This window comes from Pseudarthrobacter sp. MDT3-1 (genome assembly GCF_054510755.1).
Map to the genome: position 1 here is coordinate 45,774 of NZ_JBTNDX010000005.1, position 22,937 is coordinate 68,710.

The 22,937-nt window shown below is 64.7% G+C and carries 20 protein-coding genes; 13 read left to right on the forward strand and 7 right to left on the reverse strand.

Annotated elements, in window-relative coordinates:
- Positions 1 to 9 precede the first annotated feature (9 nt).
- Genes ACX80X_RS05285 through ACX80X_RS05295 form a run of 3 tightly spaced genes read right to left on the reverse strand, consistent with a single transcriptional unit; the run spans position 10 to position 2,250 of the window.
- Positions 10 to 645, reverse strand: coding sequence for a hypothetical protein (locus tag ACX80X_RS05285; protein WP_459309888.1), 636 nt, complete (start codon positions 643 to 645; stop codon positions 10 to 12).
- Positions 638 to 1,432 carry an alpha/beta hydrolase gene (locus ACX80X_RS05290; protein ID WP_252600724.1) on the reverse strand — a complete coding sequence of 265 codons (795 nt, stop codon included), beginning with the start codon at positions 1,430 to 1,432 and terminating at the stop codon, positions 638 to 640. Before ACX80X_RS05290 ends, ACX80X_RS05285 begins: the two co-directional genes overlap by 8 nt.
- Positions 1,429 to 2,250 (reverse strand): alpha/beta hydrolase, encoded by an 822-nt coding sequence (locus ACX80X_RS05295; protein ID WP_459309889.1) that lies wholly within the window; start codon positions 2,248 to 2,250, stop codon positions 1,429 to 1,431. The genes ACX80X_RS05290 and ACX80X_RS05295 overlap by 4 nt, the downstream gene beginning before the upstream one ends.
- A 111-nt stretch (positions 2,251 to 2,361) precedes the next feature.
- Here ACX80X_RS05295 and ACX80X_RS05300 point away from each other — a divergent pair, with 111 nt between their 5' ends.
- Both ACX80X_RS05300 and ACX80X_RS05305 read left to right on the forward strand, forming a co-directional pair.
- A complete protein-coding gene (locus tag ACX80X_RS05300; RefSeq protein WP_459309890.1) occupies positions 2,362 to 3,138 on the forward strand; it encodes a lysophospholipid acyltransferase family protein in 777 nt (258 codons plus the stop codon).
- Between the two features lie 71 nt (positions 3,139 to 3,209).
- Positions 3,210 to 4,601, forward strand: a complete 1,392-nt coding sequence (locus tag ACX80X_RS05305) for a class II 3-deoxy-7-phosphoheptulonate synthase (protein WP_181037301.1) — start codon at positions 3,210 to 3,212, stop codon at positions 4,599 to 4,601.
- A gap of 52 nt (positions 4,602 to 4,653) precedes the next feature.
- Here ACX80X_RS05305 and pknB read toward each other — a convergent pair whose 3' ends face one another.
- A complete protein-coding gene (gene pknB / locus ACX80X_RS05310; protein ID WP_252609126.1) occupies positions 4,654 to 6,726 on the reverse strand; it encodes a Stk1 family PASTA domain-containing Ser/Thr kinase in 2,073 nt (690 codons plus the stop codon).
- 116 nt (positions 6,727 to 6,842) lie between these two features.
- Complete coding sequence (locus tag ACX80X_RS05315) at positions 6,843 to 8,252, reverse strand: lytic transglycosylase domain-containing protein (protein WP_252600728.1); 1,410 nt, start codon at positions 8,250 to 8,252, stop codon at positions 6,843 to 6,845.
- 240 nt (positions 8,253 to 8,492) lie between these two features.
- Between ACX80X_RS05315 and ACX80X_RS05320 the strand changes: the two genes are divergently transcribed.
- Positions 8,493 to 8,846, forward strand: coding sequence for an Rv2175c family DNA-binding protein (locus ACX80X_RS05320; protein WP_058929391.1), 354 nt, complete (start codon positions 8,493 to 8,495; stop codon positions 8,844 to 8,846).
- Between the two features lie 60 nt (positions 8,847 to 8,906).
- Here the strand turns inward: ACX80X_RS05320 and ACX80X_RS05325 are convergent, their stop codons facing one another.
- Together ACX80X_RS05325 and ACX80X_RS05330 are read right to left on the reverse strand one after the other, a co-directional pair.
- Positions 8,907 to 10,001, reverse strand: coding sequence for a polyprenyl synthetase family protein (locus ACX80X_RS05325; protein ID WP_252600729.1), 1,095 nt, complete (start codon positions 9,999 to 10,001; stop codon positions 8,907 to 8,909).
- Positions 9,998 to 10,525 carry a hypothetical protein gene (locus tag ACX80X_RS05330; RefSeq protein ID WP_252600730.1) on the reverse strand — a complete coding sequence of 176 codons (528 nt, stop codon included), beginning with the start codon at positions 10,523 to 10,525 and terminating at the stop codon, positions 9,998 to 10,000. The genes ACX80X_RS05325 and ACX80X_RS05330 overlap by 4 nt, the downstream gene beginning before the upstream one ends.
- A 140-nt stretch (positions 10,526 to 10,665) precedes the next feature.
- On the opposite strand from ACX80X_RS05330, the gene dinB reads away from it, so the two are divergent.
- The 10 genes from dinB (at position 10,666) to murD (ending at position 22,936) form a co-directional block, all read left to right on the forward strand.
- Positions 10,666 to 11,823 carry a DNA polymerase IV gene (gene dinB, locus ACX80X_RS05335; RefSeq protein WP_256470901.1) on the forward strand — a complete coding sequence of 386 codons (1,158 nt, stop codon included), beginning with the start codon at positions 10,666 to 10,668 and terminating at the stop codon, positions 11,821 to 11,823.
- Positions 11,824 to 12,087: 264 nt separating this feature from the next.
- Positions 12,088 to 12,462, forward strand: coding sequence for a DUF3040 domain-containing protein (locus ACX80X_RS05340; protein WP_252600732.1), 375 nt, complete (start codon positions 12,088 to 12,090; stop codon positions 12,460 to 12,462).
- Positions 12,463 to 12,927: 465 nt separating this feature from the next.
- Entirely contained in the window at positions 12,928 to 13,356 is a 429-nt protein-coding gene (gene mraZ / locus ACX80X_RS05345) for a division/cell wall cluster transcriptional repressor MraZ (RefSeq protein ID WP_058929387.1), read from the forward strand.
- A gap of 168 nt (positions 13,357 to 13,524) precedes the next feature.
- Complete coding sequence (rsmH, locus tag ACX80X_RS05350; RefSeq protein ID WP_252600736.1) at positions 13,525 to 14,517, forward strand: 16S rRNA (cytosine(1402)-N(4))-methyltransferase RsmH; 993 nt, start codon at positions 13,525 to 13,527, stop codon at positions 14,515 to 14,517.
- The gene (locus ACX80X_RS05355) at positions 14,514 to 15,209 is read left to right on the forward strand and encodes a hypothetical protein (protein ID WP_252614029.1); all 696 of its coding nucleotides are present in this window, start codon (positions 14,514 to 14,516) and stop codon (positions 15,207 to 15,209) included. The genes rsmH and ACX80X_RS05355 overlap by 4 nt, the downstream gene beginning before the upstream one ends.
- Before the next feature lie 62 nt (positions 15,210 to 15,271).
- Positions 15,272 to 17,068 (forward strand): peptidoglycan D,D-transpeptidase FtsI family protein, encoded by a 1,797-nt coding sequence (locus ACX80X_RS05360; RefSeq protein WP_459311450.1) that lies wholly within the window; start codon positions 15,272 to 15,274, stop codon positions 17,066 to 17,068.
- An 89-nt stretch (positions 17,069 to 17,157) separates the two neighbouring features.
- A complete protein-coding gene (locus ACX80X_RS05365) occupies positions 17,158 to 18,798 on the forward strand; it encodes a UDP-N-acetylmuramoyl-L-alanyl-D-glutamate--2,6-diaminopimelate ligase (protein WP_252600743.1) in 1,641 nt (546 codons plus the stop codon).
- 6 nt (positions 18,799 to 18,804) lie between these two features.
- A complete protein-coding gene (locus ACX80X_RS05370; RefSeq protein WP_252600744.1) occupies positions 18,805 to 20,271 on the forward strand; it encodes a UDP-N-acetylmuramoyl-tripeptide--D-alanyl-D-alanine ligase in 1,467 nt (488 codons plus the stop codon).
- The gene (gene mraY / locus ACX80X_RS05375) at positions 20,268 to 21,377 is read left to right on the forward strand and encodes a phospho-N-acetylmuramoyl-pentapeptide-transferase (protein ID WP_252600745.1); all 1,110 of its coding nucleotides are present in this window, start codon (positions 20,268 to 20,270) and stop codon (positions 21,375 to 21,377) included. Before ACX80X_RS05370 ends, mraY begins: the two co-directional genes overlap by 4 nt.
- Positions 21,359 to 22,936, forward strand: coding sequence for a UDP-N-acetylmuramoyl-L-alanine--D-glutamate ligase (gene murD, locus ACX80X_RS05380; protein WP_252600746.1), 1,578 nt, complete (start codon positions 21,359 to 21,361; stop codon positions 22,934 to 22,936). The genes mraY and murD overlap by 19 nt, the downstream gene beginning before the upstream one ends.
- Position 22,937: the final 1 nt, after the last annotated feature.

A 22,937-nucleotide genomic window follows, 5' to 3' on the forward strand; every position in this document is an offset into this window, starting at 1 on the left:
GGACGCACCTTAGACGCGGGCGCCGTCGTCGTTCTCGTCCTTTTCCTGGGGCAGCTTCATGATCAGGTAAACCACGGCAAGGATGAACACTGCCACCATGCCCACGATCGCCAGCAGCGGCGCTGACCGCCAGAACATCACGGCCAGGAGCAAGGCGATGGGCGCACCAATTGCGCCGAGCCAGGCAAGCATGGTCAGGGGATCCGTGCCTGCAAGGCTTGGCGGTTCTTCGGGAACGAAGTCCCCGGCGTCGTCCTCCGCAGCGTAGTCACGCGGGCCGAAGGCGGCAGGGCCGCCCTGGCTGTCACCGCCGGTCCGCTCGCCGGCCTCGACCTGCCCGCCGTCACCGGCGCCCGGCGTCGCCGCCTGCCGTTCGGCTGCGGACAGTTCGGTGGGGGCTGTTCCGGCCAGACCCAGCGGATCAAAGTCGCGGAATGTCGCGGACCTGCCGGACCCGGCCACGGCCTCCGGGCCAGCCGGACCAGGAGTTTCAGGGACAATGCCCGTGGCGTCAGGGCCCGGGGAGGCGTCCGCTGTGCCGGTAGGGTTGGCAGGTTTCTCTTCGAGCCGGGCCACCAGGTCCAGCCACACAGCATCGTCCTGGTTTGCGCTCTGGTCCGGCGATCCGGAGTCGGGCCTATTCATGGGCAGTGCCCTCCTGGACCTGGGCTGCTGCCGTGCCGGCAACCACCGCGCGGATGAAGTCGGCGGAGCCCTGGAAGATGTCCTCGGCGTCGTTATCCAGTGTTGCCACGTGGTAGCTGTTCTCCAGAGTGGTCAGTGTCAGTGGAGCGTTGGTCAGGCCGCGGCGCAGGGCTGCCACACTCGTGTCAGAGACAACGTGGTCCACGGTGGACCGGAAGACCCGTACGGGTGCGGTGATGCGGGGGAGCAGCCGGATGGTGTCCTTGAACATCTTGTTCAGCTCGTGGGCCGCGGCTACGGGCGTTCGCGGGTAGGCGCCCTCGTCCATCCCGGGCTTGAGGATGTCGTTGGCAATGGCCGGGGTGCTCTTCAGGACCAGTTTCAGGATGCCCGCCAGTGGAGCGCGTGGATCATCAATCACCAGTCCGGGGTTCACCACGATCACCCCCGCCACGGGCCGGGTGGCGGCAATTCTCAGGGCCAGGGTACCGCCCATGCTCAGCCCGGCGACGAAGACGTGGTCGCAGTGGGAGTCCAGCTCCAGGTAGGCGTCGTCCAGGGCGTCGTGCCATTGCGGCCAGCGCGTGCGGGCAAGGTCCTGCCAACGGCTGCCGTGCCCGGGCAGCAGCGGCATGCGTACCGCGAAGCCGGCGTCGGCAAGCGACTGGGCCCACGCGCGCAGCCCGTGCGGACTGCCCGTGAATCCGTGTGAGAGGACCACCCCGATCCGGGCTCCTTCGCCGTTGAAGGTGCTGCTGAAAGGGCTGTGGTCCGGTACGCCGGTCATGTAGTCTCCGAGGTGGTGTGAGGTGTGGCCGCGGTTCGGGCTGACGGTGCAGTGCTGGGTGCATGGGCAAGGAAGAAGGCGCTGGAACGGGCAAAAATCTCGGGCGCATCAACATCCAGGGTGGCCACGTGACCGCTGTTGTGCAGGTCCACTACCTCCACCAGCCGTGGGCCCAAACGCTGCCGCAACATCAGTAGTGAGGTGGCCGGCACCACGACGTCCGACTGGGACTTGAATACCTGCACCGGGGCGGTGACCTGGTGCAGCCCGCGGGTGGCTGTGCCGAAAAGCTTCTTGAGCTCGTGCACGGCTGCCAACGGAGTCCGTGAGTAGTCGCCGTCATTGGTGACGTCCGCCGTCGGCTGTTCCTCCTGAATGGGCAGTGTGGTGCGCTGGAAGTACTTGAGAACTCCGATGACCCGCACGCGGCGGTCGTAGAAGCTGAGGCCGGGATTCACCAAAGAGACGCCAGCCACGGGATGCCTGGCGGCAGTCAGCAGCGCAATGGCGCCGCCCATCGAGAGGCCGGCCACAAAACACTGCTCTGTCTGAGCGCTCAGCTGCAGGTACGCCGATTCGAAAGTCCCGTACCAGTCACGCCAGTTCGAGCGGGCGAGCTGCCGCCAATCCGTACCATGGCCGGGCAGGAGCGGCACCGACACGGCGAATCCTTGGGCGGCGAGGTTCTCTGCCCAGGGCAGGACGCTGAGCGGGCTGCCGGTAAAGCCATGGCAGATGGCAATCCCGGTAGTGGCATTGGGTCCGTGGCCGGGGTAGCTGAAAGCGGCAGGCCGGGGCGCGATGCTGCTTTCTGTCATAACACCATCGTGTCATTGTTCTCGACAAATCTCACTAGAGTAGGGTTGCACTGGAGTGCCCGCCCGGCCCGACGAAGGGCCGGCCGGCCGGCTTCCGGAGAGGTTCGTCACGTGTTCTATTGGGTCATGAAGAGGATCTTCCTGGGGCCGGTGCTGCGGGTTCTTTTCCGCCCCTGGGTCAAGGGCCTGGACAATGTTCCGGCGCAGGGCGCGGCAATTATCGCCTCAAACCACCTGTCTTTCTCCGACTCCATCTTTATGCCCCTGATGGTCCGCAGGCCGGTTGTTTTCCTGGCCAAGTCCGAGTACTTCACCGGCACCGGCATCAAAGGAAGGCTGACGGCCATGTTCTTCAGGCTCACCAACCAGCTGCCCATGGACAGGTCCGGGGGCGCGGCATCGGCTGTTTCGCTCAACGCCGGCATGGATGTCCTGACAAGCGGGGGACTGCTGGGGATCTACCCTGAAGGGACCCGCAGCCCCGACGCTCGCCTCTACCGGGGCAAAGTGGGCGTCGCCAGGCTGGCCCTGCAGGCTGGTGTGCCCGTAATTCCCGTGGCCATGATTGGCACGGACAAGGTTCAGCCCATCGGCAAGCGGATGCCGAACATCCGGCGCATCGGCATGATTTTCGGTGCGCCGTTGGATTTCAGCCAGTACGCAGACCAGGCGGAGGACCGGCTGGTCCAGCGCAAGGTCACCGACGAAATCATGTTCGAGCTGATGCGGCTCTCCGGCCAGGAGTACGTGGACGAGTACGCTGCCGTGGTGAAGCTCCGCCTTACGGGCGCAGCAGCCACCGAGGCTGGGGACGCCACCGCGAAACGCGCCGATCCTGACGGCGGGGCTGAGGGCACTGATGCCGAGGGTAAGGACCCGGCAGGCTGACTGTGACGCCGCTCTCTGTACGCGTGACGGTCAGGTGTCCTGAAGCCAGTCGCGCACATTAGTCTTAGATAGTGACTGAGCTATCTGCAAAACCTGCCTTTTCGCTGTCCAGCACCGCCCAGAGCGGAGCAGCCAATTATCCTGGCCTCGATGATTGGCGTGACCTTCCCGTTTCCCAGCAGCCCAGCTGGCAGGACAAGGACGTTTTCGACGCGTCTGTCGGGGAGCTTTCCGTGCTCCCGCCGCTGGTTTTCGCCGGCGAAGTGGACGTTCTCCGGGAACGGCTGGCGGCTGCGGCGGAGGGCAAAGCCTTCCTGCTGCAAGGTGGCGACTGTGCTGAGACCTTTGAAGCGGCAACAGCGGATAAAATCAGCGCCCGGGTCAAGACCATCCTCCAGATGGCAGTGGTGCTCACCTATGGCGCAGCGATGCCAGTCATCAAGATGGGCCGGATGGCCGGCCAGTTCGCCAAGCCCCGCTCTTCCAACGACGAGACCCGCGACGGCGTGACCCTCCCGGCGTACCGCGGCGACATCGTCAACGGCTACGAGTTCACCCCCGAGTCCCGTGGCCATGACGCCGCCCGGATGCTCAAGGCCTACCACACGTCCGCCTCCACCCTGAACCTCATCAGGGCCTTCACGCAGGGCGGCTTCGCGGACCTGCGCTCCGTGCACCAGTGGAACAAGGGTTTCACCGAGAACCCGGCGCACGCCCGTTACGAATCCCTGGCCCGTGACATCGACCGCGCCATCAAGTTCATGGCGTCCTGCGGGGCTGATTTCGAAGCACTCAAGCGGGTGGAATTCTTCGCCAGCCACGAGGCCCTGCTGCTGGACTACGAGCGCGCACTGACCCGCATTGATTCGCGGACCGGTTTCCCGTATGACACGTCGGCGCATTTCCTGTGGATCGGGGAGCGTACGCGCGAGCTTGACCACGCGCACGTTGACTTCCTCTCACGCGTCCGGAACCCCATTGGCGTGAAGCTGGGCCCGTCGACAACCGGCGACGACGCCCTCCGCCTCATCGACAAGCTGGACCCCGAGCGGGAGCCGGGCAGGCTGACGTTCATCACGCGTATGGGCGCGGGCAATATCCGCGAGAAGCTTCCCGCCATTGTGGAGAAGGTGACCGCCTCCGGCGCCAAGGTTCTCTGGGTCACCGATCCGATGCACGGCAACACCGTCACCTCGCCCAACGGCTACAAGACCCGGAACTTCGACGACGTCATTGACGAAGTACGCGGGTTCTTCGAAGTCCACCATGCTTTGGGCACGGTTCCCGGTGGCCTCCACGTGGAGATGACCGGCGACGACGTCGCCGAATGCCTGGGCGGTGCCGATCCGGTGGACCAGGAAGCGTTCCTCGACAAGTACGAGTCGGTCTGCGATCCGCGCCTGAACCACATGCAGTCCCTGGAAATGGCGTTCCTGGTGGCCGGAGCACTGGCCAAGCACTGACCGCTCGACGCGGAGTCGGACTTCCGCGGTGGTGTGGCCGGCAGTCCGCCGGCTACACCACTGTCAGGGTAACTACGGAGCCTTCAGGCACCCTCTTCTTCACCGGGTCCTGATCCCGTACCGTGCCGAAGAAGCCGCCGAGGATATTGTTCACCCGTACCTCGAAGCCCAGCGCACGCAGCGCGTCTTCGGCTTCCTTGGCTTGTTTCCCGATGAAACTGGGGACTTCAACGAGCTTGGGTCCGTCTGAAATGGTCAGCGTCACCGTGCCGCCCTTGGTCAGGGTGCCGGTCGCAGGCGACTGCGCGGCAACCGACCCCTTGGGCACGTGCCTGTCGTTGACTTTGTCCTTCGCGACATCGGCCTTGAGCCCGGCCGACTCGATGGTTTCGACGGCGGCGTCCTCCTCCAGCCCGACGACTGACGGAACGGGGATCGGCTGCGGACCCTTGGAGACGGACAGGGCTACCGGAGTGCCATGGCGCGCTGGGGTTCCTGCGGCGGGATCCTGGGCCAACACAACGCCGGCGGCAACGGCGTCATCAAATTTTTCACTAACTGTGCCTAGCGCCATTTCGGCCTGGTTCAGTGCATTTTTCGCATCGTCAAGTGTTCCGCCGGTCAGTTTCGGGAGTTCGAACAGTTGCGGCCCCTTGGAAACAAACAGGGACACGAGCTGGAACTTCCTGGTCTCTGTGCCGGCAGTCGGGTCGGAGCCCACAACGAGGCCGGACGGAACGTCGTCGTCAAAGACATCGTTGGTACGCGACTGGAACCCCGCCTCGCTCAGCAGTTGCTGGGCCTGGGCCACTGACTTGTTGGCGACCGCCGGAATGGTGCCCGGCGACCCGGGGCCCATGCCGAAGAACCAGCCGGCTCCTGTGGCAAGCAACGCGATGATGACCAGGACCACCACCCAGAGGGCGCCGCGGCGCCGCGGGTTCCCCTCCCGCAGACTCCGGACCGGGGTCGCCGCAGCCCTGGACCTTGCCTTCTCGTCCTCCCTGTCGAGCTTGCGGCGGGCGCGTTTGCTGAGGGGGATCGCTGCCGGGACGGCGTCTTGAGCATCTGGCCTGTAGTGCGCTTCCGGCCGGAACTGTTCGCCTGGCCGGTAGTCGGCGTCGGGCGGATACAGGGCATGCGGAGCGTGCGGTGGGTGCTGTGGCTGCGGCCGGGAGAAGGACGACATCACGGCGGTGGGGTTGTTGGTGCGGGCGATGATCTCGGTCTGGTTCTGCTGGCCTTCTTGGGTCGCGGCAGGCGGCCTGAGGTCCAGTTCGGCATCCGTGAGGTTGGTCCGGATGTGGCGGAGTTCCTGCAGCAGGGCGTTGCCGTCCACCGGGCGGTTCTCGGGATCGTTTGCGGTGCACCACTGGACGAGTTCATCCACCTCGGCGGCGAGGCCAGGCACTAAGGCCGACGGCGGACCGACCGTTTCATTCACGTGCTTGTACGCAACCTGGATGGGGACCTCGCCGTCGTACGGCTGCTGGCCGGTCAGCATCTCATAGAGCATGATGCCCACCGAATAGATATCACTCCGGGTGTCAGCCTGCTTTCCCAGCACAAGCTCGGGGGAGAGATAACCCACCGTACCGATCAGCGTCCCGGTACTCGTTGACGTCGTTACTGCCCGGGCCAGTCCAAAGTCGCCGATCTTGATCCGGCCGTCGTCCGCGATCAGGACGTTCTCCGGTTTCACATCCCGGTGGATCAGCCCCGCGGCATGGGCCGCGCCGAGTCCCTGCACTACCGGATCAATCAGGGCAAGGGCCAGGCGGGGAGGCAGCGCACCTTTGGATCTGATGACGTCCCGGAGGGTGTGACCCTTGATGTGTTCCATGACCAGATAAGCCGTCTGGCCGTCGTTACCCTGGTCCAGGACTCCCACCACATGGGCGTGGGACAGCTTCGCTGCGGCTTTCGCCTCGCGGCCCAGCCGGTCCAGAAACGTCTCGTCGGTGGCGAGGTGGGGATGAAGGACCTTCAGGGCAACATCGCGTTCCAGCCGAAGGTCCGTTGCCAGATATACGGTGGACATGCCGCCGCGCGCGAGTTTGGAGCGGACGGCGTAGCGGTTGTCCACCAGCGTTCCAACGAGACGGTCTGACACTTGTTCCTGCACCCTACGATCCTAATCCCGCATGGAAAAGGGTCCGAACCGACGTGCGGTCCGGACCCTTATCGTTACCCCGTTGGGCCGGCTTCAGCAAGCCCGGGGAACCATGGCGCGGTGGCTCTTTAGCCGAAGTTCTTCTGGTGCGCCTTGATGGCAGCTACGTAGGCTTTGGTGTCGTCGTACATGCCGTATTTGCTGACAGAGTACTGGCCCTGGTAGTACCCCGCAATTGCTGTGTCGAGGTCCTTGCTGGTGGCGATAAGCCGCTTGATGATCGCCACGCCGGCCGTCGCGTTGTCGTAGGGGTCCAGCAGGTTCAGCTTCCGCCCTACGAGGTCTGAGGCCCACTGCCCGGAGGACGGGATGACCTGCATGGTGCCGATCGCGTTGGCAGGTGACACCGCACGCTGGTTAAAGCCGGACTCCTGGTGCGCGAAGGCGAGGGCCAGGGTGGGGTCCACTCCCATCTGGCGTGCTGTGTCGGCCACAATTGCGCGCATCTCGGCCCGGGACGGTACGGGAGAGGCGTTCAGCAAGGCCTTGTTCTCATTGGCAGAGCTCACAACGGCAGCGGGGTAGGTGAAACCCAGGAAGGAGCTCGGCACCAGCGGGGCGGCGGGTGCCGCCGGGGTGGAGGAAGCGGGTTGAAGGGAGGCGCCGGGAATGACCAGCTTGTTGCCGGGGTAGATGACAGTGGTCATGCTCAGCTGGTTCGCCGCGAGAATGTCCGAGAGCTTGACGCCGTGCCGGGAGGCGATCGCTGACAGGGTGTCCCCGGCCTTGATCGTGTATGAACTGCCGGGAGCGGGCGCAGCAGGAGCTGGTGCGGGAGCCGGCGCAGCAGGAGCGGGAGCGGGCGCTGCGGGAGCGGAAGTAGGCTGCACGGCCGAAGCCGGTGCAGCCGGGGCTGCGGGAGCACCTGCGCCGACTTTGATCTTCTGGCCGGGGTAGATGATGGAGCGCATGTTCAGGCCGTTCCAGCTGAAAACGTCCGACAGGCTGACCTTGTGCCGGGCCGCGATGGCGCCGAGCGTATCGCCGGACTTTACGGTGTAGCTGCCTCCGGCATTGGCCGGAGCGGCCGCGGCAGGGGCCGCAGGAGCCGGGGCGGGGGCGGAACCCGTGCCAGACAGCTTGATCTTCTGGCCGGGGTAGATGATTGTGTTCGGCTGGAGGTTGTTGAGCTTAAGGACCTCGTACGTGTCCAGCCCGAATTTGCCGGCGATTCCGCTGATGGTGTCGCCCCGGGCAATGGTGTATTCCGCGGGAGCCGCCGGCTGCATGGGCTGGAAGGCAGCCGGAATAGTCGTGGAAACCGAGGCCGCCGGGATCAGGGCAGCCTTAGGTTCGGCTGCCTGGGCCTTCATCGCGGCGGCAAGGGTTGCCGGGATAGCACGGGCAGGGGCCTCTGCGGCAGCAGGCTGGGCGAGGGCCAACGACGACAGGACAACCGCAGGAAGCGCTGCTGTGGTGACAGCAATCATGGGCAGGCTCTGCCTGGAGGGCTGCTTTGGCGAGCGGGACGTCGTCATGGAAAGAATCCTCTTCTTCAACTGCCGGGGGCGGGAGATGCGATGTGACTATTGATACTAGTGTTACTTAAGTTATTGATGTTTCAAATGTGATCTATGTGAATCTCTCACGAAAGTTCGCCTAGCACAAGAATTCCGCCCCACGCAGAATAAAGAGTTTTATGGAGTGTCGCGTGATTCGCGGCAGTGGCGGCCAATCCCGACTAGGCGGCAGGGCTCCGGCCGTGGCAACCTTGAACCGTGAGTAACGTAGAAAGCCTTGTGGGCGAGTGGCTGCCCCTGCCGGATGTCGCGCAGTTGTTGGACGTTTCGATTACGAGAGTCCATGGCCTTATTGATGAACGCGCTTTGGCGGCCCTGCGGGTCGGGGAGCGCCGGATACGTTCAGTTCCGGCCGCGTTTATCCTGGACGGCCAGGTTGTCGACAGCCTCAAAGGGACCATTGTGGTCCTGGCGGACGCCGGCTATTCCGACGAGGATCTCATCGTCTGGCTGTTTACCCCCGACGAGTCGCTCCGCGGCCGGCCGATTGATGCATTGCGGGAAGGCCGCAAGACGGAAATCAGGCGCCGGGCCCAGACCCTGGCCTGGTAAGCAGCACAAAGGGCCCGGACGACGCCGGGCCCGCGGACGTGGCCAAGACGGGCGCCAGCGTCAGGATGCGCGGCTGACCGTCGCTTCCGCCAGCTTCCGCAGGGCAGTCTTGGGCAGTTCTTCCAGCGGCAGCTGTTCCAGTGCGTCATACGCCGCGGCGCCAAATTCGTTGATCAGCACTTCAGTGGCCTGAAGGGCCCCCGACTCTTCGATGATCCGGCGGATCTCGGCCACATCGGCGTCACCCAGGTCAGGGCTGCCCAGCTTCGCATCGATAAACGCCGATTCTGCGGTTGATGCCTGGCCCAGCGCGAGGGCAATGAGTACGGTCCGTTTGCCTTCGCGGAGATCGTCACCTGCCGGCTTGCCCGTGGTGACAGGGTCCCCAAAGACGCCCAGGACGTCGTCGCGCAGTTGGAACGCCTCGCCCAGCGGCAACGCGAAGGCCGAGTAGCCCCGGAGCAACTCGTCCGGAGCGTCCGCCAAGGCGCCGCCAAGCGCCAGCGGGTGCTCAGTGGAATATTTGGCGGACTTGAACCTGATGATGGACTGTGCCCGTGTCACTGCTCCGGCCCGGTCCCGGACAGGACCGGCCACTTCCTCCAGGATGTCAAGATACTGCCCCGCCATCACCTCGGCACGCATGAGGTTGAAGATCAGCCGTGCCCTGCTGCCGGCAGCCGCCTGTGCGCCGATGTCCGTGAAGGCCTCCTCGCTGAACGAGAGGCAAAGATCCCCGGTGAGGATCGCGGCTGCCTGCCCAAACCGCTCGCTGTCCAGGGCCCAGCCCTGCGCGTGGTGCAGCTGGCTGAAGCGGCGATGCACGCTGGGGCCGCCCCGCCGCGTGTCCGAGCGGTCAATGATGTCGTCATGGATCAGGGCAGCTGCCTGGAAGAGCTCCAGGGCCGATCCCGCCGTCACGATTTCCTGGGCCGCCGGCTCGCCGCCCGCGCCGCGCCACCCCCAGTAGCACATCAGCGCACGGAGCCTTTTGCCGCCGGTCACCAGGTTGGAAATGGAACCCATGATGGGATCGATATCGGGTGATATGGCGGCCATCAGGGATTGCCGCGTGGTGAGGAAGTCTGTCAGCTCACCGGCAACGGCGGCGACGAATGCAGTCTGCTCAATCCTTAGCTGCTCTGAAACGCTCACTTGGCTGACTCAGCAGCCACGTTGGCGCCGATGGTGAACGTGGAAACACCGGCCGCTTCGACGGCGGCGATGTTGACCGTCTCGGAGTCGTTCCGGACGAAGTCCTTGGAAGCAACGGCGCCCACTGCGTCGCCGGGGACGGCTTTGAATCCCTGCGCCTCCAGGTGCTTTGTGTAGAAATCCACGACGGCGGCAGTCGGGGCATTGATGCTTGCCACGAGTGCCGCGGTGGCGGGCGTTGAGGTCTTGTCAAAGCTGCTCGAAATCACCGTGGCGCCGGGCATCAGGGGAAGCAGCGTTTCCGGGAACCCTGCGACGATTGTCCCAACAGTGGCGGAAGTTCCCGGCGACGCCGTCGGACTGGCGGAGGCGGTGATGCTGGCGCCGTCCGACGCTGGTGAGGAGGTAACTGGGGAGGATGATGTCACTCCGGGCTCCGCGGGGCTGCAGGCAGCGAGGGCCAGTATTGCGCCCGCGGCCAGTGCCGCTAATCCTGTTGGCTTAAGACTTCTCATGACGGTCACAGGGACTGTCCTCCTGGTGTTGATGCCGGATTCAGCCTCCAGTTTAGTCAGTACCAACCGATACAATTGCCGGTGTGGGGCCTGAGCGGAACAACCAGTACACCGAAGCGGGTCTTCGTGAGCTCCGGCGTAACTGCATCATGCACGTGGACATGGACGCCTTCTTCGTCTCCGTGGAGCTTCGCACGCGGCCGGAACTCCGCGGCAAACCGGTGATCGTTGGATTTCCCGCGGACCGCTCAGTGGTCCTCTCGGCGTCGTATGAAGCACGCGCGTTCGGGGTGAAGTCCGCCATGCCCATGGTGGTCGCCGCCAGGATGTGCCCCAAAGCGGTCATCATTGAACCGCGCCACAAGCTGTACTACGAGGTTTCCGCCCAGCTGATGGAAATCTTCGAGTCCATCACCGATCTCGTGGAACCGCTGAGTGTGGACGAAGCCTTCCTGGACGTCGGCGGCGCCATCCGCCGGTTGGGACCCCCGCGCGTCATCGGTGAATTGATCCGGCGCCGGGTGGCTGCCGAACTGGGCATTACGGCCTCCGTGGGCATTGCAGCCAGTAAGTTCGTGGCCAAGATTGCTTCCACGCGTTGCAAGCCGGACGGGCTGTTGTTGATTGGACCCGACGAGACAGTGCCCTACCTCCACAGCCTGCCCGTCGGGGCCTTGTGGGGAATCGGCGCGAAGACGACGGACGTCCTTGCCCGGATGGGCATCCGGACGGTGGCGGACGTGGCAGCCACGCCGGTGTCCTCCCTTAGGAAAATGCTGGGTGCCACCGGTGAGCACGTGTACCGGTTGTCGTGGGGGATCGATCCGCGGCCTGTGACCCCCGTGAGGCTCGAGAAGAGCATCGGGGCTGAGGAGACGTTCGCCGTGGACACGGGCGATGACGGGCTGATCGCCCGGGAATTGCTGCGGCTTTCCCACCGGACGGCAGGACGGCTGCGGAGTTCGGGGATGGTGGCACGGACGGTGGCGTTGAAACTCCGCTACGCCGACTTTTCCACCATCACCAGGAGCCGCACTGTGCACACACCCCTGGACAGCGCCCAGCTGATTTACGCCGTGGCCATCCAGCTCCTGGAATCATTGGGGAGCCGTCCCATGACCGTGCGGCTTGTTGGCATCCGGGCCGAGCAGCTCGAAGACACCGCCAACACGTCCCTTCAGCTGAGCCTTGACCGCCGGGATGACAACTGGCGGGCAGCAGAACAGGCCCTGGACGAGGTCAGCCGGAAGTTCGGAAACAAATCGATTCTCCCCGCCAGCCTGCTGGATTCGGGAAACGGGTCTTAGCCTGGCGCCGGCACCATGCGTGCGTGTTTCGGGAAGGTGATGGCCGTCTTTCAGAACGGCCCCCGACAAACTATCCTTATATGTACATAGTTCTCAGTTATTGCCGGACTTCTTGGACATGCTGCAGTTCCAAAGGCCCGCATGCCGGTGTTCGCTTTCCGCCATCGTCGGCGGGGCGGGAACCTCCCGGGCATGCCGGTCGTTATCGGAGCAGTAGTACGGGATGGGACCAGCCCGGACGTTGGCCTACTTAAGGAGGTCGTGATGCCGCTCTCGGAGCACGAACAGAAGCTGCTGGAGCAGCTGGAGAAGCAGCTGCACGAGGACGATCCGAAATTCGCGAATTCCATGGGTTCGGATCCCGGGCGAACGTGGTCCACCCGTCACATCGTGATTGGTGTGCTCTGCACCCTCGCGGGGATCGCCGTGCTCCTGGTCGGCGTTACAGTCCCGAACATCTTTGTCGGTGTCCTGGGCTTTGTGGTTATGGGCGGCGGTGTGTACTTCGCCACAATGCGCAACGCTGCAGGCGGCAAGCAGCGCTCCGCACCTGGCACAGGTAAGTCCGGAAAGCCCAGGAGTTCATTTATGTCCAGCCTGGAAGAGCGCTGGGACGAGCGCCGCCGCGACGAATCCTAAGGCAGCGCCTGCAAGTCCGGTGCAATGGCCATAGGTTCAGGCCTGCCCTCCATTTCGCTCCCCACGGTCAGGATGACCGCAGCAGAAGACCCGCCACGGCGGGTCTTCTGCGTTTAACCCGCAACAGGTAGCGGCCGGTGCCCTTTTGCGCGCTCGAAACGACCCCTACTGCGGCCCGGATGAGCGGCCGGACGCCCGCGGATCCGCCGTCGGCGTCAGATGAAAGCCCGACGTCGGCCTGGCACCGCCGTCGGGCAGATATGGTTCGCACCGAAACGGCGCCGGGCCCTCCACTTCCATCCACCGCCTGCTCCCGCGCCATTTGGGGGACGAAGGCCTGAAATGCAGGAATATTGGCTTGATTTGCGTTGACTGTGGTGGAAAGTGGAGTAATGTGGAGGACATAAGAGGGTAGTTGCAACACAGGGGATGTACAGTTCCTGACGGCAGACAGGCGGTGGGCCAGTGTTTCTGGGCACACACTCGCCACGTCTGGACGAAAAGGGCCGAATTATCCTCCCTGCGAAGTTCCGTGAGGAGCTTGCCAGCGGGCTTGTTCTCACCAGGGGACAGGAACGGTGCATCTACGTCTTCAGTGAGCAGGAATTTGCACGTGTCCACGAGCAAATGCGGGAGGCGCCCATTTCCTCCAAGCAGGCCCGGGACTACATCCGCGTCTTTCTCTCTGGAGCCTCGGACGAGGTACCTGACAAGCAGGGGCGCATCACCATTCCGGCCGCGCTCCGGGAGTACGCAGGCCTCGGCAGGGAACTGGCCGTCATCGGTGCAGGAACCCGGGCCGAGATCTGGGATGCCCAGGCCTGGAACGAGTACCTCGCGGAGAAGGAAACCGCCTTCTCCGAAACCGACGACGCCATTCCGGGGATCCTGTGATCACCTGAACGGCCCGGCGGACGCTTCTTGAACGAGATCTCCAGCCGCCCATCGGACAGTCAACCTGGCTCACTTCCCCGGAGCCAGGCCGGCAGGACGATAGGCGCGGATGGGGATCTGGCCCAAGAAGCAGCACTACCAACACCCACGGCAGGAAAGGACGAAGGCATGAACGATCACCCGAAGCCAACGTCCGAACGCCATGTGCCGGTCCTCAAGGACCGGTGCATCAATTTGTTGGCCCCCGGCTTCGAAGCTGCCCGCCTCCGAGGTGAGACCCCCATCGCGATTGATGCGACCCTCGGCATGGGCGGCCACTCTGAAGCCATGCTGGAGCGTTTCCCGGATCTGCACCTGATCGGCATCGACCGTGATGAGGAAGCCCTGGCACTGGCAGGGGAGCGGCTGGCGCCTTTCGCTTCCCGGACCGACCTGGTCCACGCCGTCTACGACGAAATCGCCGAAGTCCTCGAAGACCTGGGCGTGGCACAGGTTCATGGCATCCTGATGGACCTGGGCGTTTCATCCCTGCAGCTGGACCAGCGTGAGCGTGGCTTCGCCTATTCCTTTGACGCTCCGCTGGACATGCGGATGGACACCAGCCGCGGGCAGACCGCAGCAGATGTGGTTAACAACTACAGCGAAGAGGATCTCGTCAGGATCATCCGGAAGTGGGGCGAGGAGAAGTTCGCCGGCAGGATCGCCAACAGGATTGTCGCGGCGAGGACAGTTAAGTCTTTCGCCACCACCGGGGAACTCGTGGAACAGATCCGCTCCGTGGTGCCGGCGGCAGCCGCCAAATCGGGCGGCCACCCGGCCAAACGGACGTTCCAGGCACTGCGCATTGAAGTGAACGAGGAACTCGACGTGCTGGAGCGCGCTGTTCCTGCCGCCGTGGCAGCAACGGCCCTGGGCGGACGCATCGTGGTGATGTCTTACCACTCCCTCGAGGACAAAATCGTCAAATCAGTTTTCCAGGCTGGCTCCAAATCCTCCGCGCCGCTCGGATTTCCGGTGGAGCTTGAGGAACACAAGGCCTTCCTCAAAACCCTGACCAAGGGCACCGAGGTACCCACCGCCGTCGAGATTGCAGAAAATCCGCGCGCAGCCTCCGCCAGGCTGCGGGCCGTGGAACGTATCAGAGCCAGGAGAGAAGCATGAGCACTGCCGCCGTCAAGAACTTCCCGGTCGTTTCCGGCAGCAGCGCCCCGGCGATCAGGTCGCTTCCTTCTGGCACCGGCCGCAGGGAACGCACACCCCTGTCTGTGGTGCGTTCCGCCCCCAAGAAGCGCCGTGCGCCGTTTGTGGTGATGTGTTTCGCCTTGCTCGCTGTTGCGCTCGTAGCCGTGCTGGTCCTGAACATCTCAGTCTCTACCTCCCAGTACCAGCTGGTGGAACTGAGGGGTAAGCAAAGCACGCTGACCAAGCAGAACCAGGACCTGACACAGCAGGTCCAGAACTTCGAGGCGCCCCAGAACCTGGCGGCAAAGGCCTCAGACCTGGGCATGGTGGCTTCGACCGTCAAAGGCCAGATCGACCTCTCCACCCTTGCCGTCACGGGCAAGGCAACTCCGGCGGTGAAGGGTGGCGCGGCTGGATCGGTTATCCCTGCTCCAGCCGTAGAGGGAGTGCTCACCGTGGTTCCCCCGGCGACGAAGTGGGAGCCGCTGACGAACCGTAAACCGGCTGCCGAGGAACCGGCCCCTGCTGCGGCCCCTGCATCGGCCCGGGCAGCGGCACCTGCCGCTGCAGCACAGCCGGCTGAAGCGCCCGCACCACCGGCACGTGCCGTGGAGCTCCACGGCGGTTCGGTTCCAGCACCCGAACAGAAGGTGCCCGGGTCTAACCGGTAGCCGCTGAAGGACAACCAGTCAGGTAATAAACAGGCAACAAGGCGAGCAGCAAGGGAATCACGGTGGCGCAGAGGACGGGCAGGGCAAAAAGCGGCAAGGCCCCTAACGCCACCAAGCGGCTGCGCCTCGGCCTGGGCATTATGCTGACGCTGCTATTAGTGGTGGGCGGCAAGCTCTTTTTCGTCCAGGGGCTCGACGTCGGCGGGATGGCCGCAGCTGCGCTCGATTACCGGATGCGCGAGACTTCCCTCCCCGCCGAACGCGGCAGCATCCTTGGCGCCAACGGGACGGTCCTGGCCAACAGTGTGATCCGCTACAACGTTGTGGTTGACCAAACCACCAACACGAAGACAGAGAAGTTCTGGCGCCTGGAGGAGGGCGTGGACAAACTTGTTGAAGCCAGCCGGGAGCAGGGCATCAGCGAACTCGCGGCTGTCCTGGGCATGGACGCTGACGAACTCAGGAACGCCGTGACGGGCGAATCGAAGTACCACATCGTCGCCAAGGACCTGAAGCCGGATGTCGAGCTCAGGGTCTCGGATCTCAGTATTCCCGGCATCGTCACTGAGGGCGTCAGCAAACGCGTGTATCCGAACGGTTCCGTGGCCGGCGGTATTATCGGCTTCCTCCAGGACGGCAACACCGGCCAGGCGGGGATCGAGCAGACCCAGGATGGGCTGCTGCGCGGGAAGGACGGCAAGCGGCTCTTCGAGATCGGTGCCGACGGTCTCCGGATTCCGGTCGGCGTGGATGAGCTGACACCGCCGGAGGACGGCAAGGACGTCAAGCTCACGCTCAATTCCGATCTCCAGTATTTCGCCCAGCAGGCCATTCAGAGCCAGTCAGACAAACAGGGCGCCGAGTGGGGTGTCATCACGGTGATGGACGCCAAGACCGGTGACATTGTCGCGATGGCGGACACTAATGCCCCGGATCCGAACGATCCCGGACGGGTGGCTGCCAAGGACCGCGGCGTGCGCTCCGTTACCGCAGCGTATGAGCCCGGCTCGGTACAGAAGATGATCACGGCCGCCGCCTTGATTGAAGAAGGAAAATCCAGCCCCCTGGATACGTTCACTCTCGGACCGTCGTACACCGTGGACGGCCAGACCTTCACAGACGCCTTTACCCATGGCACCGAAGAGCGCACGCTCGCCGGCATCCTGGGTTGGTCAATGAACACCGGCACCGTGGCGGCCGGGTCGCGGCTGACCAAGGAACAACGGTACGACTGGCTTAAGAAATTCGGCATCGGCGAAGCCCCGGACATTGGATTGCCGGCTACGGCCTCCGGCATTCTCACACCGGCTGACCAGTGGGACGGCCGCCAGGAATACACGGTGCTGTTCGGCCAGGGCGTATCGCAGTCCACCCTGCAGACAGTCCGAGCCTTCCAGACGATCGCCAACAACGGTGTGATGCTCCAGCCGCGCCTGATTGACGCGTACGTTTCACCGGACGGAACAGAGGAGAAAGTCGCCCCGCAGCCTTCCCGCCAGGTGGTGTCGGACGGCACCGCGCAGCAGGTCCAGGACATCCTGGAAAGCGCGGTGACCGAAGGCCAGATCAAGGACGCCGCAATCGACGGATACCGGGTGGGGGCAAAAACCGGAACCTCTGAATCGCCGTGCGACGACGGGAAGTCAGGGTTCTGCGGCTACACCGCTTCCATTGTGGGGATGGCACCGATGGATGATCCCCGGTTTATTGTTGAGGTGGTACTGCAGCGTCCCAAGGGCAATATCTACGGCATTACGCAGGGGCCGGTGTTCCGCTCGGTTATGAGCCAGGCACTGCGCACCTACAACGTCCAGCCGTCCGCGGGCGAACCGGCCAGGCTGCCGCAGTACGCCAAGTAGCATCAAGCCAGGCAGCAGTTCCCTTATTGCCCGCAGCGGAAGCAGTCTCCCGCGGGCATGATCCACTAGTACCACCATCGGAGATTCCCTTGTCAGAGCAGAACGCATCAGCCAGCAACGCGGGGCCGGCAGGGGCACCGGCCCCCGCTCGGTTCAGGCCTACGGCAGTTGCTGCGGTCCGCCTGGACACGATCGGCGACGCGATCGGTGTGCAGGTCCCGGGCGCCTCCGCTGCCGTCAGCGTCACGGGAATTTCACTGAACTCGCGAGCCGTGGAACAGGGCGACCTGTATGTGGCGCTGCCGGGTGCTTCCCGCCATGGCGCAGACTTCGTGTCGCAGGCGGTCGGCAGGGGAGCGGTGGCAGTCCTGACCGACGACGCCGGTGCACGCCTTCTCGCGCTGTCAGCGGATACCGCCGTCCCCGTCCTGGTGGTGGACGGACCGCGCAACGTGGTGGGGCCGCTGTCCGCCATGATCTACCAGAGCCAGCCAGCAGTTGGGCGGACGCCGCGCTTGTATGGTGTAACGGGAACCAACGGCAAGACCACCACCACGTACTTCATCAACGCCTTGCTCCGTGCGCTCGGGCAGCAGACCGGCCTGATCGGAACCATCGAAATCCTGGCCGGCGGAGAACCGGTTCCCAGCCTCCTGACCACGCCTGAGTCACCGGATCTCCACGGCTTGCTCGCCCTCATGCGGGAACGGGGACTGGACGCCGCGTCCATGGAAGTCTCCTCCCACGCCGTGTCCTTTCAGCGGGTGGACGGTGTGCACTTCGACGTTGCCGGTTTCACGAACCTGACGCAGGACCATCTGGATCTGCACGGCACCATGGAGGACTACTTCGCCACAAAGGCGGAACTGTTCACGCCGGGCCGTGCCCGCAGGGCTGTGGTGACGGTCGACGACGAATGGGGCCGCAGGCTTGCGGCCACGGCACGGACCCCGGTCACCACCCTCTCGATGACACCCGGCGGAGCTCCCACCGACTGGACCGTAACGGCCACCGCCGCGCGTGGGCTGGGTACCGACTTCAGCCTGCAGGGACCCGACGGCGTTACACTGAATGTCCACACCGGCCTGCCTGGCGCTTTCAACGTCGCCAACGCCGCACTGGCCACCGTAATGGTCTTGGCCAGCGGAATGGACGCCGCCACCGTGCAGGCCGCCCTGGACCACCACGACCCGTTCACCGTGGCGGTACCGGGACGCATGCAGCTCGTATCCGAAGAACCGGCGGCTGTAGTGGACTTCGCCCACAACACTGATGCCCTGGCACGCGCACTGGAAGCGGTCAGGTCACCGCTGCCCGGCTCCCGGGTGATCGTGGTTTTCGGAGCCACCGGACAGCGCGACCAGGGCAAGCGTCCCGCCATGGGCGCCGTCGCAGCAAAGATGGCCGACATCGTCATCGTCACGGATGACGACCCCCACGACGAAGACCCTGCAGCCATCAGGGCAGATGTGCTGGCGGGCGCACGGTCGGCGCGCGAACAGGAATCTCCGGAGTGTGTCATCGAAGAGGTTTATCCCCGCGACGCCGCCATCCGGCGCGCCGTGGAACTGGCCGGTCCGGCCGACACCATTCTTGTGGCCGGCCGCGGCCATGAGGTCTGGCAGGAAGTCAAGGGCGTCAATCTTGCACTGGACGACCGTGTGGAACTGCGGAACGCCTTGACAGCCAGGGGATTCACCGTTCTCCGAGACGACCGGATAGAGTCCTAGACCGAGATGATTGCACTTACTGCGGCGGAAATCGCCGATATCACACACGGACGCCTGAACGCCGATCCGGGGATCACGCCCCTTTCGGTGGTCACCGATTCGCGCGAGGCTGCCGCCGGGTCGCTATACGTGGCGAAACCTGGCGAGCACGCTGATGGCCACGACTTCGTTGCCGCCGCCTTCAGCCGGGGTGCGGTGCTGGTCCTCGCCGAGCGCCCCGTAACGGGCCCGGACGGCGTCAACTATCCGGCCGTCCTGGTAGAGGATGCCGTGCTGGCCATGGGCGCGCTGGCCGCCGAAGCGGTCCGTCGGATCCGCCTGGCCCGTTCTGCCGCAGGCGACCCCCTGACCGTCATCGGGATCACCGGTTCCGCCGGGAAGACCACCACGAAGGACCTCCTCGCCGGCATCCTCACCCAGCAGGGCGCGACCGTTGCCCCGCAGGGGTCCTACAACGGCGAGGTGGGCGTACCGCTCACCGTCTTCCTCGCCGACACCCAAACGCGGTACCTGGTGATCGAGATGGGCGCCACAGGCATCGGGCACATTCGCTACCTGGCCGACATGGTGAGGCCTGACATCGGCGTCGTCCTCGGCATCGGCACTGCCCACGCCGGGGAGTTCGGCGGTGTGGACAACATTGCCCAGGCCAAGGGCGAACTGGTGGAGGCCCTCGCCGCCGGCGGCACCGCCGTCATCAACCTCGACGACGACCGCGTCGCTGCCATGCGCAGCCGCACCGCCGCCACCGTGCTGGGCTTCTCGGCCGAAGGACGCCCTGACGCGACCGTTCGGGCCGAGAATCCGGACACAAACGCTGAGGGCAACCCGGAATTCGAGCTCGTCCTGCCCGGCGCCGAAACAGGCCTGCACGTCAGCAGCCGCCTCATCGGCGCCCACCACACCGGCAACCTCCTCGCCGCAGCAGCGGCCGCGCACGCGGCCGGAGTGTCCGGCAAGGACATCGCCGTATCGCTGAGCACACAGTCAGCAGCCAGCCGTTGGCGGATGGAACGCACTGAACGTGCTGACGGCGTGACCATCATCAACGACGCCTACAACGCCAACCCGGAGTCCATGCGGGCGGCCCTGCGCACGCTGGCCGACCTTGGCCGCGGACGGCGCACCTGGGCCGTCCTGGGCGCGATGCTGGAACTGGGACCCGATTCAATCCGTGAACACACCGTCGTGGGCACCCAGGTGGTCCGCCTGAACATTTCCCGGCTGGTCGTCGTCGGCCGCGAAGCCCGCGCACTTTACGTTTCCGCCGTCCAGGAGGGTTCCTGGGGCGACGAATGCGTCTTTGCCGAAACCGCCGAGGACGCCTATGTGCTCCTCAACGCCGAGCTTGAGCCCGGCGACCTGGTGCTTTTCAAGTCGTCCAACAGCGTTGGACTGCGGCACCTGGGCGATCGGATAGCATTACCCCCACAATCCACGGAACCCACCGATGAAGGGAGCGAGCTGCTGTGATTGCACTACTGATCGGCGCAGGACTTGCCCTGCTATTTGCCTTGGTGGGAACGCCGCTGTTTATCCGCTTGCTTGTCCGCAAGAGCTACGGCCAATTCATCCGTGATGACGGACCCACGTCCCACCACACCAAACGCGGTACGCCCACCATGGGCGGCACCGTGGTGGTGGGTGCGGTCCTGCTCAGCTACGGGCTGACCCACCTGATTATGTGGATGATGAACCCGGACTCGTCAGGCCCCTCCGCCTCGGCACTGATCCTGCTCTTCCTGATGGTCGGCATGGGGCTGGTGGGCTTCCTGGACGATTTCATCAAAATCTCCCGCCAGCGGAGCCTTGGCCTGGACGCGAAGGCCAAGCTCATCCTCCAGGCCGCGGTAGGCATAGCCTTCGCCATCCTGGCCCTGAACTTTCCCGACCCGGACGGCCTTACGCCGGCCTCGACCAAAATCTCCCTGGTCCGCGACATTCCCTGGCTGGACCTGGCCTTCGCGGGCACGGTGGTCGGCGCAATCCTCTTTGTCCTCTGGTCCAACCTGATCGTCACGGCGGCGACCAACGGCGTGAACCTGACGGACGGCCTGGACGGTCTCGCTGCCGGTGCCTCGGTCATGGTCTTCGGTGCCTACACGCTGATGGGCATCTGGCAGAACAACCAGGCCTGCGGGTCACCGAGGGAAGCCGGCAGCGGCTGCTATTCCGTCCGCGACCCCCTGGACCTGGCGCTCCTGGCAGCCATCCTGAGCGCCGCCCTCGTGGGATTCCTCTGGTGGAATACCTCCCCGGCCAAGATCTTTATGGGTGACACCGGGTCATTGGCCATCGGCGGCGCGGTCGCCGGCTTCGCCATCCTGTCGCGGACGGAACTGCTGCTGGGAATCATCGGCGGCCTGTTCGTCCTGATTACCCTGTCCGTGATCATCCAGGTGGGCTACTTCAAGGCCACCGGCGGTAAACGCGTCTTCAAGATGGCACCGCTGCAGCACCACTTCGAACTCAAGGGCTGGGCAGAAGTCACGGTGGTGGTCCGGTTCTGGATCCTGGGCGGGCTCTTCGTGGCCGTGGGCCTGGGTGTCTTCTACGCTGAATGGGTTGTGCTCCTGTGACTGTTTCTCCCCGCCTGCAAGACCTGGTCAGTTGGGATTCTGACTGGGAAGGGCTGCGCGTTGCAGTCACCGGCATCGGAGTATCCGGGTTCGCCGCGGCAGATACTCTCATCGAACTCGGTGCCCGGGTGGTGGTGGTTGATGCCGCCATGTCCGAGACAGCTAAGGCACAGGCCGACACCCTGAAGATCGTCGGCGCCGTCGACGTGCTCCTGGGCGAGGAAGCCGTCAACAGGATCCCCAAGATCGAAGGCAGCTTCCCCGACCTCATCGTGACCTCGCCGGGTTGGCGGCCTGACCAGGCGCTCCTGGCGGCCGCTGCGCGCGCCCACATTCCGGTCTGGGGCGACGTCGAGCTTGCCTGGCGCCTGCGGGTCCGGGCCGGGCACAAGACCGCTGACTGGCTGACCATCACCGGCACCAACGGCAAGACCACCACTGTGGGCCTGACAGCGTCGATGCTGCAGGCCGCCGGCCTGAAGGCCATCGCGGTCGGCAACGTGGGCACCCCCATCCTGGACGCCCTCCGCGACCCCGTGGAATACGACGTCTTCGCGGTTGAACTATCCAGCTTCCAGCTGCACTGGGCTGAAACGCTGTCGCCGGTGGCCAGCGTCTGCCTGAACGTGGCTGAGGACCACGTTGACTGGCATGGTTCCTACAATTCCTACCTCGCGGACAAGGCCAAGGTCTATGCGCGGACCCAGAAGGCCTGCATCTTCAACGCGGAACAGATCGAGACCGAACGGATGGTTGAGGACGCGGACGTTGTGGAGGGCTGCCGGGCCGTCGGCTTCACCACACTAACGCCGGCCATCAGCATGCTCGGCGTGGTGGAGGGCCTGCTCGTGGACCGCGCGTTTATCGAGGAACGCAGGGACAGCGCCGCCGAGCTGGCTTCGATGACCGACCTGGGGCAGTTTGCGCCCAGGCACATGGTGGCGAACGCCCTTGCGGCTGCAGCCCTGGTCCGGGCATACGGTGTGGATGCGAAGGCCGTGCGCCAGGGCATCCAGGACTACGTGCCGGGGAACCACCGCATCCAGCCGGTCGCCAAGCAGAACGGCGTGCTCTGGGTTAACGATTCCAAGGCCACCAACCCGCACGCAGCAGCCGCGTCACTGGCCACCTTTGAAAACGTCATCTGGATCGCGGGCGGCCTGTCCAAGGGCGTCAGCTACGACCACCTGGTCCGGGACCACGCCGCCCGGCTCAAGGCTGTTGTGCTCATCGGTACGGACACCGCCGCGCTGGCGGACGCCTTGCAGCGACACGCGCCGGATGTCCCCGTGATCACGACGCCGCCGGGCGACACTGAAAATATGCAGACTGCCGCAACGGGCGGGGCCACCACGGGCAGCTCGCCGGATTCCGGTGCGGCCGTGATGTCCCGGGCCGTTGCGTCAGCGGCGCAGCTGGCGGCATCAGGCGACACCGTGCTGATGGCCCCGGCAGCTGCTTCCATGGATCAGTTCTCTTCCTATGCTCACCGCGGCGACGCCTTTATTGAAGCTGTCCGCGAGCTGGTGGAAGGGCAGGCCCAGACCGGCGAGGAGTAAC

What these genes read in the sequence shown, in the direction of transcription:
- ACX80X_RS05285 (WP_459309888.1), bottom strand. Translation starts at nt 645, where the DNA reads ATGAATAGGCCCGACTCCGGATCGCCGGACCAGAGCGCAAACCAGGAC.
- ACX80X_RS05290 (WP_252600724.1), bottom strand. Translation starts at nt 1,432, where the DNA reads ATGACCGGCGTACCGGACCACAGCCCTTTCAGCAGCACCTTCAACGGC.
- ACX80X_RS05295 (WP_459309889.1), bottom strand. Translation starts at nt 2,250, where the DNA reads ATGACAGAAAGCAGCATCGCGCCCCGGCCTGCCGCTTTCAGCTACCCC.
- ACX80X_RS05315 (WP_252600728.1), bottom strand. Translation starts at nt 8,252, where the DNA reads ATGACGACGTCCCGCTCGCCAAAGCAGCCCTCCAGGCAGAGCCTGCCC.
- dinB (WP_256470901.1), top strand. Translation starts at nt 10,666, where the DNA reads ATGCACGTGGACATGGACGCCTTCTTCGTCTCCGTGGAGCTTCGCACG.
- ACX80X_RS05340 (WP_252600732.1), top strand. Translation starts at nt 12,088, where the DNA reads ATGCCGCTCTCGGAGCACGAACAGAAGCTGCTGGAGCAGCTGGAGAAG.
- rsmH (WP_252600736.1), top strand. Translation starts at nt 13,525, where the DNA reads ATGAACGATCACCCGAAGCCAACGTCCGAACGCCATGTGCCGGTCCTC.
- ACX80X_RS05355 (WP_252614029.1), top strand. Translation starts at nt 14,514, where the DNA reads ATGAGCACTGCCGCCGTCAAGAACTTCCCGGTCGTTTCCGGCAGCAGC.
- ACX80X_RS05370 (WP_252600744.1), top strand. Translation starts at nt 18,805, where the DNA reads ATGATTGCACTTACTGCGGCGGAAATCGCCGATATCACACACGGACGC.
- murD (WP_252600746.1), top strand. Translation starts at nt 21,359, where the DNA reads ATGGGTTGTGCTCCTGTGACTGTTTCTCCCCGCCTGCAAGACCTGGTC.